At 41.2% G+C, this 12,500-nt stretch carries 6 protein-coding genes and 1 rRNA gene (1 of these 7 cut by a window edge); 5 read left to right on the forward strand and 2 right to left on the reverse strand.

Annotated features, from left to right (window positions below; all coding sequences use genetic code 11):
- A partial coding sequence (locus HC175_RS09580; RefSeq protein WP_438865923.1) for a lipoyl protein ligase domain-containing protein occupies window positions 1-193 on the forward strand: 193 nt, incomplete at its 5' end.
- Window positions 194-294: 101 nt separating this feature from the next.
- Here the strand turns inward: HC175_RS09580 and HC175_RS09585 are convergent.
- Window positions 295-2,718 (reverse strand): hypothetical protein, encoded by a 2,424-nt coding sequence (locus HC175_RS09585; protein WP_168138261.1) that lies wholly within the window; start codon window positions 2,716-2,718, stop codon window positions 295-297.
- A gap of 11 nt (window positions 2,719-2,729) precedes the next feature.
- Window positions 2,730-3,329 (reverse strand): ribonuclease HII, encoded by a 600-nt coding sequence (locus HC175_RS09590; RefSeq protein WP_168138262.1) that lies wholly within the window; start codon window positions 3,327-3,329, stop codon window positions 2,730-2,732.
- Between the two features lie 336 nt (window positions 3,330-3,665).
- Here HC175_RS09590 and HC175_RS09595 point away from each other — a divergent pair, with 336 nt between their 5' ends.
- The 4 genes from HC175_RS09595 to HC175_RS09610 all read left to right on the forward strand — a co-directional run.
- A complete protein-coding gene (locus HC175_RS09595) occupies window positions 3,666-6,854 on the forward strand; it encodes a SusC/RagA family TonB-linked outer membrane protein (RefSeq protein WP_168138263.1) in 3,189 nt (1,062 codons plus the stop codon).
- A 19-nt stretch (window positions 6,855-6,873) separates the two neighbouring features.
- Complete coding sequence (locus HC175_RS09600) at window positions 6,874-8,328, forward strand: RagB/SusD family nutrient uptake outer membrane protein (protein ID WP_168138264.1); 1,455 nt, start codon at window positions 6,874-6,876, stop codon at window positions 8,326-8,328.
- Window positions 8,329-8,429: 101 nt separating this feature from the next.
- Entirely contained in the window at window positions 8,430-10,355 is a 1,926-nt protein-coding gene (locus HC175_RS09605; protein WP_168138265.1) for a putative porin, read from the forward strand.
- A gap of 1,473 nt (window positions 10,356-11,828) precedes the next feature.
- A 16S ribosomal RNA gene (locus HC175_RS09610) occupies window positions 11,829-12,500 on the forward strand; it runs 850 nt beyond the window's last position.

Genomic DNA, 12,500 nt, shown 5'->3' on the forward strand with positions numbered 1-12,500 from the left:
CACTATGCATGGTTTTGCCTTCAATGTAAATGCAGATCTTGGTTATTTTGACAATATCGTTCCCTGCGGAATTCGTGATAAAGCTGTCACCTCTTTAAATGTGGAGCTTGGCGTTAGGGAAGTCCCCGCTGCTGAAGTGAAGGAAATTATAAAGGGTCACTTTTCTGCCCTTTTTGAAGCCCAATTGGTTTAGGATCTTACCCAAAAACCCGCTGAGAAGGGCTTAAGTTGCTACCTCAATGTTTGGAGGCGCACCATATAAATAAAAGTCCCCAACAGGAGATTTAAGGGTGCTCACTGAATTTCATAAACCAGCACAGCATTCGCTTCATCCTGTACTACAAGTTCAAGAGCCGAATCGTTATCTGCGTTGGCAAGATCTACCGTCGAGTTACCATAAACCGGGAATCCCGGGAGGAGGGCACCATTACTGTCAAATACGTAAACCTTGTGCGCCTGTAGATCTGTCATCGCAATAAAATATTTATTGTTGATGTAGAAAAGCTGAGGTGCTGTGTAAAGTCCGAAATCAAGCGAAACAGGCGTGCCTTTGATGCTGAGTTGATCTTCGGAAAGTGTCACCAGGAGCTCTTCTGAAGCAGTGAGTTGATGATTTTTACTCAGATCAATATCTTCCTTCTGAACCTTTCCCTCTTGGCTGATCTTAAGGATCTCTCCAGCAGCGTTTGAGGAGACAAAATTCCCCTTATAGTTGTACCAGAGATTTTCAGAAAAGTCTATCTTTTCCTTAACCGGTACCCGAGTTTTCCCGGTACGACTTAGAATGTTCAGCTTTCCGGAGCTTTCAGGAATGAGGATATAATCCTTGCGGCCAATCCGGATGTGTTTTGGAATCTGGATGATCTTTGATCCTGCTTTGGTAAAGTCGAAGCCTTTTACACGAGTAGCTTTCCTGTCATACATGAATAACTCGTCATCCTGCACAATTACAAATCTGTAATCCCGATTATTTTCATAATCGAATATTGCAAGAGGTTGAGTGATCTCATCTTTAAAATCGAGCGGAAAGGGGCGAACCGGATTGCCATCCCGGTCAATGACATGTAGTTGATTGCGGGTGGTGAAGGCGAGCTGGTATCGCCCGTTTCTCAAAATATCAACTGTTTCTATCTTTCCTAAAATGCGGGATTCGAGCTGCTTTTTCCAATAGATCTTCCCTTCGGGAGAGATGAGATACAGCGTATTTTCAAGATCCTGAACCGCTATGTCCATACCTTTAGAGCGGTGATTCTTGAAGAAAGAAGGAGGACTGGCCAACCCTACACCAAGATCAATGGCAGCCTGTTGTGCAGTAGGAGCCTCGGTCTTCAAGGCTGTACTTTGCAGCAATACACTGTTAACATGTGCAAAGTCATCCTGGTAAATGATCTGAACAGCAGAGAGAGGAAACTTCTCATATTCAAATCCTGAAGGGGCAATCGTTTCACTCACCTGATTGTTCTTAACCATAAGCAGTGAGGCCTCTGAACTCAGTCTTTCGGCTGAATTTCTATAGGTCTCGGTTTCTGAAAGTACAAGCTCATTTTGCACGGCAGTTATGATCTCCTTGAGGCCTTCGGGAGTTTTAGACAGTAGAATATAAGGTTCCAAAAAGGCCAAAAAATGAAGTGCTTCTGGATTGAGCAATGGCTGCAGGAGGCGGTGAAAACTTTCTGGATCTGGGTATTCAAAAATGTCAATTTCCCTGAATGTTTCTGAAGTTTGTAAATTCCTATTGAGTGCTGTCTTTGCTGCCTCTAGATCTGTCGTATGGATAGCGAAAACTGAACCCTGCTCCAAATTAATAACTCCGGCCTCGGTCGCAGATCGCAACACTGCTTTTTCTGAAGGAAGATCACTCGGCTGATCTTGCCTAAGGGAGTCCAGATTTTGAAGAAGCCTTGGAAAATTTTGAAAGCTGATAGCGGTGAAACTTCTGCTGTTGACAGGGGTGATCGTGGCTATGGAATTCTTTGCGGTTCCTGTACCTTCAAAGACATTGATAAGCCGCGGGCCTTCTTCGGTAAAAAGAGAAATTCCGTTAAGCACCAGGTCTGTTTGAGAAAGATCGAGGTCCAGAACTGTCCAGTTACTAAAGGAGGATGCGCTTAAAGGAAGGATATTTTTCAGAAACATTCCGGCAGCGTTGTGGTGAATAAAAACTGAAGGTTTTTTTGCTGATGCTGCTTTAAAGGAGGTGATAAGATCTTGAGAAGGAATGTATTTGTTTCTAAGACTCTTTTCTAACAATTTCCTTGAATTGCTAATAACCGAGATACTTTCTTGGGTAGAAATAAAAGCAGTTCTTCCTTCCAGAATATATTTAGTAACGGTGAATTCATCAGAAGTAAAGGATTCGACCTGTACATTTTGCAGGGAATCCAGGACGGGTGAAGGAATATTGCCGCTGGTTATAAATGCAAAATCCACAGTTTGCGCTTCCTTTCCAGGTACCAGCGCAAGTAAACTTTCGTGCTTTTGAGAGAAGTATTTGAGAACAGCTGTTTTTTCTTTTATTTCCTTAAATAATGGAGCTTCGGAATTTGTTTTGATCCATTCATTATTCTTAAGGTTGGTGAAGAATAGGTCGGGATCATCAACTTTAAGTATAATTGCAGAATTTTGAGGCAGGTAGTCATAAAGTTGCTGTGTTTCTTTTTTCTCTTCTGCACACGAACCGAATATAATAAAGGAAATAAGGAATAATATTTTTTTCATTTCAGCTTAGGTTATAAGGTGAGCTCCAGTTGCTCTGGTAAAAGCTTGAAACTTTTGCGGTGATACTTGGTAGTACCATATTTTTTTATGGCCTCTCTGTGTTCTATTGTAGGATAACCTTTGTTCTGTTTCCAATTGTACATGGGAAATTCTTCATGAATCCTGGTCATAAATTTATCTCTATAGGTCTTAGCCAGAATAGAGGCTGCGGCAATACTTAAAAACTTACCATCTCCTTTTATTACACATTCATGCGGAATTCCGCTATAGGTTTTGAACCTGTTACCGTCTACAATAATGAATTCGGGTGAGGGTTGGAGCTTCTCAATACATTTATGCATAGCCAGAATCGAAGCGTTCAGGATATTGATTTCATCTATCTGCTCCATATAAACGTGATTGACTGAAAAGCAAACGGCCTTTTTTTCGATGAGCTTCCTTAGCTCTTCTCTGTGCTCGTGGGTCAGTTTTTTTGAGTCGTTAATGAGTTTGTTTCTGAACCTGGAAGGCAGTATAACTGCGGCGGCGGTTACGGGACCTGCTAAACAACCTCTTCCTGCCTCGTCTGTGCCACATTCAAAAGGGGATTTGGAAAAGCTTTTCTTTAACATGAATTTAAGAAGTATGAAAAATTAGAGCCCATTGTTAATATCTGGGAAATGAGGCTTGCTGCAAAAGTATAAATTTCCATTCTCCTTCAAAGAGTTAGCTTAAAAAGAAGCTGTACATAATTATACAATTTAATGGTTTCTGTTTTTTAGAGGTGAAAATTGAACCAATTCAGTATTTATAGCATAAAACTGAAACCTTTTTTAATAAGTTTTAAGTTCCTGGAATGGAGGAATATCAACTTCTTAAATAATTAACAAAGTACATTCGCATTTCGTCTTGTTTTATTAAGAATTTATTATCATTTTTGGCCTTGGCTAATTCAAATAATTTATAAAATGAAAAGAAAATTAAAAGGAATTCTAACACTATTACTGGTGTTAGTGGCGCAAATAACTTTTGCGCAGCAACAGAAACAAGTCACGGGAACCGTGTCTGATGGGCAAGGATTGCCATTGCCAGGAGTGAACGTGCTTGTTCAAGGTACGAACCGTGGGGTTCAAACCGATTTCGACGGGAACTTTGCAATTATGGCTTCGGAAGGAGAAACTCTTGTTTTTTCTTACCTGGGTTTTGAGACTGCAAGATTTCTTGTTGATGAAAGATCCCGTTTAGCGGTTACTCTCACCGAAGATGCTGCAGAGCTTGAAGAGGTAGTAGTAACAGCCTATGGGGTACAAAAAAGAGAATCCATTACTGGTTCCATATCTGAACTAAAGGCAGAAGAAGTTGCTGAAGTTCAAACAAGTAACGTGGTACAGGGAATGACTGGTAAAGTTGCCGGGGTTCAGGTAATTAATGAATCTGGGCAGCCAGGATCTGAGCCAACTGTACGTTTTCGTGGTATTGGATCTATCAATGCTTCAAGTGCTCCTTTGTATGTAGTTGATGGTATTCCTTTTCAAGGGAACATTAACACGATCAACAACCAGGATATTGCTTCTGTAACCTTCTTGAAGGATGCTTCAGCAGCTGCTCTTTACGGAAGTAGAGGTGCTAACGGGGTTATCATCATTACTACTAAGAAAGGTGCAGATCGTCCTATTAGTGTTACTGTTGATGTGAGAACTGGTATCAATTCACGCTCTGTGGAGGAGTATGATATCATGGAAACTCCGGGAGAATACTATGAGGCTATGTTTCAGGCTTACAGAAACAGCTTGATCTATAACGAAGAGCTTACGCCTCAGCAGGCAAGCAACTACGCCGCTGCAAATCTTATCACTGCTACAGATGAAATGGGCTTAGGTCTAGGTGCACTTGGATTAAACTACAACCTGTACAATGTGCCGGACGGTCAAGTGATCGATCCTTCTACAGGAAGAATCGCTTCTAACGCAAATCTTCTTTATTCTGAGAACTGGAACGATTATCTTTTCGAAAACCAAATGTTAATGCAATCAAACGTGTCTGTTAGTGGTGGTGGAGAAAACTCTTCAGTTTACTTCTCTTTAGGACATGAAAAGAATGAAGGTTATGTGATCAATTCAGGTTTTGAAAGATATACTGCAAGATTGTCTGCAGATACTAATGTGAAAGACTTCCTTAATATTGGTGGATCTATCAGCTACGCGCATACTATCCAAAAAACTGTTGGAGGTGATGGTACTTCTGCTTATAGTAACCCAATATCATGGGCGCGAAACATTGCTCCTATTTATCCGGTATTTGCTTACGATGATAATGGGCAGAGAATGTTTGATGCTCAGGGGAATCCTCTTTACGATGATGGAACAGGTGCATTTGGATTGCCAGTACGTCCTTATGGAGGTCTTCAAAACCCGGTTGCAACGGCTCAGTTAGACATCATTGACAACGTGAATGACAACGTATTTGGTACTGCTTTCGCAAAGTGGAATATCCTGGAAGGTCTTGATTTCACTTATAATCTTGCAGTTGATGTTCGAAACAGAGCGCTTACAAGCTTCGATACTCCGCTTTATGGAGATGCAAAAGGTGTAAATGGTAGAGCGACAAATGCTTTTTCTACAGCGATGAACTTTACTCAACAACAATTGTTGAACTACAACAAGGAGATTGGTGCACATGAATTTTCTGTGTTAGTTGGTCATGAATCTACCGACTATACTTTCAAATATATGAACTTGCACAAGATCAACTTCCTTTTACCTAATGTACCTGTTCTTGATTTTGCAGCGTCATACCAGTCTTCACGTAACTTCGTTCGCGAATATGGTGTTGAGGGATATTTCTCAAGACTTAACTATGACTATGATAACAGATACTACGTTAACGCTAGTTTCAGGAGAGATGCGTCTTCAGTTTTCCACCCAGATAACAGATGGGGTAACTTTTATGGTGTAGGTGCTGCCTGGAGAGTTTCTCAGGAGGATTTCCTTTCAGATGTGACCTGGTTGACCGAACTTAAGCTTAAAGCGAGTTATGGAGAGCAAGGAAACGACGCTATCCTTTACCCTGACGGTGGAAGAAACTACTATGCTTACAGAGATCAATTCTCGGTAGTTCCAAACGACGGTGAATTGGCAATCCAGTTAACTTACTTAGGTAACCCAGATCTAACATGGGAAACTAACGCAAACTTCAACGCTGGATTCGAATTCGGACTTTTTGAAAACAGATTCACATTGAACGCTGAATATTTCTCTCGTGAAGTTCAGGACATGCTTTTCAACACGCCACAACCTCCTTCTTCTGGTAACCCAGATCTTCCGGAGAACGTTGGTGACATGATCAACAAAGGTGTGGAAGTTACTTTGACAGCAGATGCTATTAGAAGTGAAGACATAGGTCTTACTTTCCACCTTAACGGTACTCACTACAAAAATGAGATCACAAGACTTCCAAAAGAAGATATCATTACTAGCCAGTTCCGTTACAACGTAGGTGGTTCTGTTTATGACTATTATTTGAGAGAGTACGCTGGTGTAAACCCAGAAAACGGTAATGCACAGTGGTATATGGATGTATTGGATACCAATGGAGATCCAACAGGAGAGAGAGAAATTACAGAAGAATTTGCACAAGCATCTTTCTATAAGTTTGACAAATCTCCAATTCCAGATGTATACGGTGGATTCGGAATGGACTTTAGATTCAAAGGATTTGATCTTGGTCTGGATTTTGCATACCAAATTGGTGGTGAAGGGTATGATTCAGTATACTGGGGGCTTTTTGATGCCTCAGGTGACGTAGGTAACAACCTTCACAGAGATGCCGTTACTCAGACTTGGACAGTAGACAATCCTACTGCTCCACTTCCAAGAATCGATACTCAGAGTACAAACCAGTTTAGAGGTCTTTCTACACTTTATTTGACTGATGCTAGCTACCTTAGCTTACAAAACGTAAATTTAGGGTACACTTTCGGAAGCAATGTTACAGAAACTGTTGGAGTTAACTCTTTAAGAGTTTATGCTCTTGCAAATAACGTAGCTTTATGGTCAGAAAGACAAGGTTACGATCCTAGATTGAGCTTAACGGGAGTATCTGCAAACGAATACTCTATTTTGAGAACAGTGTCGGTGGGAGTGAATGTTCAATTTTAATTAAAAACATAATAATCTTATGAAAAAGTATTTATTAATAACGGCTCTTGGTGCTCTTGCTCTTGGATCTTGTTCAAGTGACTTGGACCTGGAGAACAAGGAGTTGGTTTCGCGAGAGCAGATTAACGCCTTAGCAGAAAGCTCGCCAGAGGCACTTCTGGTTGTAACTGAAGGGATCAATGATGGTGCTAATGCCTTTTTGAGATCCTATAGCACCTATGGTGCTGGCGCTCACAGTGATTTTGGTTTAAAAGCTATTCACCTGGGTACAGATCTTATGAGTAATGATGTGGTAATGACCAGAAGTCACTGGTTTAGTGAATACCATAACTATCTTGGTAGAGAGCAGCAGAACACTCGTGGTACTGCTACTGTTTGGAACTTCTACTACACTGTAATTAGAGATGTAAACGGAATCGTGGAACTAATTCCTGCTGATACTGAAAACCCAGAGCTTCTTGCAAGTTTGGGTAAAGCATTAGCGCTAAGAGGTTTGGCGTATTTTGATCTAATTAGATTATATGCAGATGGTGAAAGAGGAATTCCTTTATATACTGAAGATACTTTCATCGCTTCCAGAGCAGCTACCAGCCAGGTAGTAACTCAAATAGGTGAAGACCTTGAAAGAGCATATGATGCATTAGAAGGTTACAACAGAGTGAACAAGACCCAGATTAACCAGGATGTTGTTGCCGGTTTATTGGCAAGATATTATTTAGAGTATGGGGATTACGCTCAGGCCATTGCAATGTCTGAGCAGGCTCAGTCTGCAGGTAGCTTAATGTCAGAAGAACAGATCTTTGACGGATTTGATGAAATTAGCAATCCTAGCTGGATCTGGGGTGCAGATATCACTCCTGAAACTAGTTCTATCTATGCTTCATTCTTTTCGCACATGGCTAACCTGAATGCTGGTTACGCTGGTCTTCTTCAGGTTTACAAAAGTGTTGATAAGAGATTATATGATGCTATTCCTGCTACAGATGCTCGTAAAGACTGGTTCGTAGGTGCAGACCAGGTTGAGGAATTTGGTCTTCCACAATATGCAAACGTGAAATTTGTAGATGATACCTTCTTTGAAGGAGATTATGTATACATGAGAGTAGAGGAAATGCTTTTAATAGAAGCAGAAGCTAGAGCTCTATCTGGTGACGATGAAGGTGCTGCACAGGCTTTATTTGAATTAGTGTCAAAAAGAGATTCTTCTTATACACTTTCAACAAAAACTGGTGACGCTCTACTTGAAGAAATTCGTCTGCAAAGAAGAATTGAGCTTTGGGGAGAAGGGTTTGCTTTCTTTGACATGAAGCGTTGGGATATGCCATTAGTGAGAAACTACGAAGGAACAAACCACGCTGGATGGGCTGGTCAACACAACTTCGCAGCTGGTTCACCTAAGTTTATTCTTCAAATTCCAATTTCTGAGATTAATAACAACGACGAAATAGGTCCTGGAGATCAGAATCCACTATAGATAATTCGTTATCTTAAGCTTAAAACCTGTGAGGCAACTCACAGGTTTTTTTTTGTTTCGTTTTAAGCATTTATCATACTTTTGTTGAAGTTTGTAAAAGTATGAAGCAAGGTTTCCTCATTTTTTTTTTAATATTCCTGAGTGCTCAGGGTTTTTCCCAGGACAGGAATTCCAGGAACCCTAATATCAACAGAAAAGCATCTTTAGAAAATGAGGCCTTACCAGAGAAAGCACCCATAGAGCTCTATAAGATCATTTCGGTTGAGAATGACACCACGCATGTCGATACTAGCCTCACCATTTACAAAGACTATAAGTTCAATTACCTTCGAAAGGATAATTTCGGATTATTGGAGTTTTCAAATGTAGGACGCCCTTATAATCGTCTTACTTATGATTTCATCGAAGAGCAACATATACTTCCGCAGTTTGGTGCCCAGGCGCGGCATTTCAATTTTATGGAGGTAGACGACATTTTCTACTATCACGTGCCAACACCTCTTACCGAATTGTTCTTCAAGACCACCTTTGAACAGGGGCAGCTGGTAGATGCCTTGTTTACTGTAAACACTTCAGAACAACTTAATCTTTCTATTGCTTATAAAGGTTTGCGGTCCCTGGGGCAGTATCAGCATATGTTGACCAGCACCGGAAATTTCAGAGCGACCATTAGCTACAGCTCTAAAAACGATCGTTACGGCTTAAAGACCCACTTTGTGTCTCAGGACTTACTGAATCAGGAAAATGGAGGGTTGACGCCTAATTCTTTAACTCAATACCTTGCAAAGAATCCTGAATTTGATGATCGTGCCCGGTTGGATGTAAATTTTGAAAATGCAGAATCAACTTTGTTCGGGAAGAGGTTTTACCTGGATCATCATTACAATCTGTTCCAAAAGAAAGATTCCTTAGCCCCAAAAGCATTTGCGGTTGGTCATAAGATCAATCATACTTATAAGAAGTACCAGTTTGAACAATCGGCTGCCAATGATCTTTTCGGTCCTTCTTTTGAACAGACCAATCTACGGGATCAGGCGCGTCTTACCTCGACTTATAACGAACTATATCTTTCTTTCGCCGCTGTCAAGCTAGGGCAGGTAGTAGCTAGGGGAGGCGTTACGCACTATGATTATGGTTACAATACACTTCTGGATCTTGAAGATGGCTTTATTGTAAACCGACTACAGGGGGATATAGTTTCTGCCGGCGGAAGCTACAGGGGCCAACTTGCCGGATTGGAATTTGAGGCAGAGGGAGATCTAAACCTGGTAGGTGATTTTAAAGGTTATAATGTTAGCTCATCGCTTTCCTATGAGCTTACGCCCGATATTAGTTTAGCTGCAATGGCTAACGTCAATGATCGGGCGCCGAACTATAATTTCCTGTTAAACCAAAGTGATTATATTAATTATAACTGGCAAACGGAGTTTTCAAATGAAAGTCGCCAGTCTCTGGGTGTTGCGTTAAAAGCTCCAGGGTTGGTGGATGGGCTCTTTGAGTTCTCGACTATTAACGATATGGCATTTTTTGCACTTAATGAAGAGGGTCTGGTAAAGCCGTTTCAGTTTGAAGATCAGGTAAGCGTTTTTAAAATTCAAGGCCAAAGGGAGTTTAGACTCGGTAAATTTGCATTGAATAATACCCTGCTTTATCAAAATGTTCTTGATGGCCAGGAAGTATTGAATGTGCCCGAGTTTGTTACGAGGAATACACTTTATTACAGCGACCATTGGTTTAGAAGAGCACTATATTTACAGACCGGCTTTACACTTAACTACTTCACCAATTACCAAATGAACGGCTATGATCCCGTTCTGGCCGAATTTTATGTGCAGAACGAGGTAGAATTTGAAGGTTTTCCCACGGTCGACTTCTTTTTTAATGGGAAAATTAGGCAGGCTCGCATCTTTTTTAAACTGGAGCATATAAATTCTATTTTTCAGGGGAATAATAACTTTTCTGCGCCATTATATCCATATCGTGACTTCAGTCTCAGGTTTGGGCTGGTGTGGAATATGTTCATGTAGAATATTTTTGGGCGTTTCCCCACCGTAGCCTCTGGCGTAGGTGGGGTCGGGCTATTCGCTGCAATCTTTCTATTCGTCCCTCTCAAAAAGGATTTCCGCTGCTATCCCTAACGCGGGTAAACGTCTTCGATTCATCATTATGTAATAGGATTGGATATTGCGTTTTCTGAAAGGACCCCGACGGGGTCTCATGTTTATTAACCCGGATACCTTGATGAATCCGAGCCCGACGGGGTCGAACCTTCCGGAGTCTCACCTCTCAGAAATGCCATTTTTAGGACCACTTACGTTAATGTGTGTCTTTGGGTTTAAAAGAACCACCTAGTAACAGGACTGTGGCAAAATTGCACCTCCTACTGGTAATTGATCTATACACTATATATATAGAAACATCATGGACCCATATTCCCGGAGGGGTTATAACAGGAGTGGAGTAAATCTATGCCTCGGAAGGGATCTTATATTTATAACTTATGAAATCTCTCATCCGCACGTACCCTGTATAGGTTGGCCACTAAAATCATGAAATCAAACATTCGTTTATTAAAAAAGGCACAGACGTTTTTCCTTTCAATAAAGCTGGTAACGCCAAACTCTAACTTCTAACTTCGTAGATCTAACTTTTTTTCCGCCTCTCAAAAATGTCATTTTGAGCAGCTTATGTTTAGGGGTGTCAAAAATGTCAAAAAAACCTTAAATTATTTTTTCAGAAAGCTTGCCAGAGTAAAATTCGGTTGTATATTTGCAGCCGCTTTGAGAGAGAGTGACAGTGCAGGGGAGGCAATAGCTGAGCCTTTATGTAGCAAGACTTCGAAGCAAAAAAGTTCTCTGAAATATTTTTGAATTTTAGCTTGGATGGAAAGAAGATTTGATCTTATCTTTGCATCCCCGCAGGATCTCCGAAGCTTTAGCGTAGGAGTGCTTTCAGAAACAGCTTTAGGGTTGTGGAGGAAAGTAAAAAAGTTCTCTGAAAAAGTTTTCAGAATTGGAAGTAAAGGTTGTAAGTTTGCCTCCCGATTTTTGACAAAGACATTTCGGAGCTGCTTTTAAAAGCAAAAGAAAAAAAATTATTTTTTTCTTGCTGAATTAAAAAAGTGTTGTACATTTGCAGCCGCTTTGAGAGAGAGCAAAAGTTCATAAAAATATATTGTACACCTGCGCTAAGGCTAGGGTGTATAAAGAAAAAGAAATCCCGGGTAGGGCGCAGGTAGGAAAGGTTCAACTCCTTTTATTTCACAAGAAACGACTCCTGGAATACGGAAAAGTTTCTCCCCTTTTTTAAGGGGAGATGTCCGCAGGACAGAGGGGTCGGAGTTCATTGACATATTGAATTGACAGCGCGTATCATGTTAGCAATAACATGATGCATAATAAAAGAATTAAGACTAGAAGAAAAGTTTTGAGCTTTGATGGACCAGCAATGGTCTTGAAGAAGAGGAATTCCTTAGTAATTGTTATATTATTTAAGATTTAACGATGAAGAGTTTGATCCTGGCTCAGGATGAACGCTAGCGGCAGGCTTAACACATGCAAGTCGAGGGGCAGCACGTCTTCGGATGGTGGCGACCGGCGCACGGGTGCGTAACGCGTATACAATCTACCTTTTACTGGGGCATAGCCCGGGGAAACCCGGATTAATATCCCATGGTATCAAGACATGGCATCATGATTTGATTAAAGCTTTGGCGGTAAAAGATGAGTATGCGTTCTATTAGCTAGATGGTAAGGTAACGGCTTACCATGGCTACGATAGATAGGGGTCCTGAGAGGGAGATCCCCCACACTGGTACTGAGACACGGACCAGACTCCTACGGGAGGCAGCAGTGAGGAATATTGGACAATGGGCGAGAGCCTGATCCAGCCATGCCGCGTGCAGGAAGACTGCCCTATGGGTTGTAAACTGCTTTTATACGGGAAGAAACACCTCCACGTGTGGAGGCTTGACGGTACCGTATGAATAAGGATCGGCTAACTCCGTGCCAGCAGCCGCGGTAATACGGAGGATCCAAGCGTTATCCGGAATCATTGGGTTTAAAGGGTCCGTAGGCGGGTTAATAAGTCAGTGGTGAAAGTCTGCAGCTCAACTGTAGAATTGCCATTGATACTGTTAACCTTGAGTAATTATGAAGTGGTTAGAATATGTA

This window comes from Salinimicrobium oceani (assembly GCF_012037645.1).

Excerpts from the sequence above, each read along its gene's own strand:
- HC175_RS09585 (WP_168138261.1), bottom strand. The coding sequence starts at position 2,718 with ATGAAAAAAATATTATTCCTTATTTCCTTTATTATATTCGGTTCGTGT.
- HC175_RS09590 (WP_168138262.1), bottom strand. The coding sequence starts at position 3,329 with ATGTTAAAGAAAAGCTTTTCCAAATCCCCTTTTGAATGTGGCACAGAC.
- HC175_RS09595 (WP_168138263.1), top strand. The coding sequence starts at position 3,666 with ATGAAAAGAAAATTAAAAGGAATTCTAACACTATTACTGGTGTTAGTG.
- HC175_RS09605 (WP_168138265.1), top strand. The coding sequence starts at position 8,430 with ATGAAGCAAGGTTTCCTCATTTTTTTTTTAATATTCCTGAGTGCTCAG.
- HC175_RS09600 (WP_168138264.1), top strand. The coding sequence starts at position 6,874 with ATGAAAAAGTATTTATTAATAACGGCTCTTGGTGCTCTTGCTCTTGGA.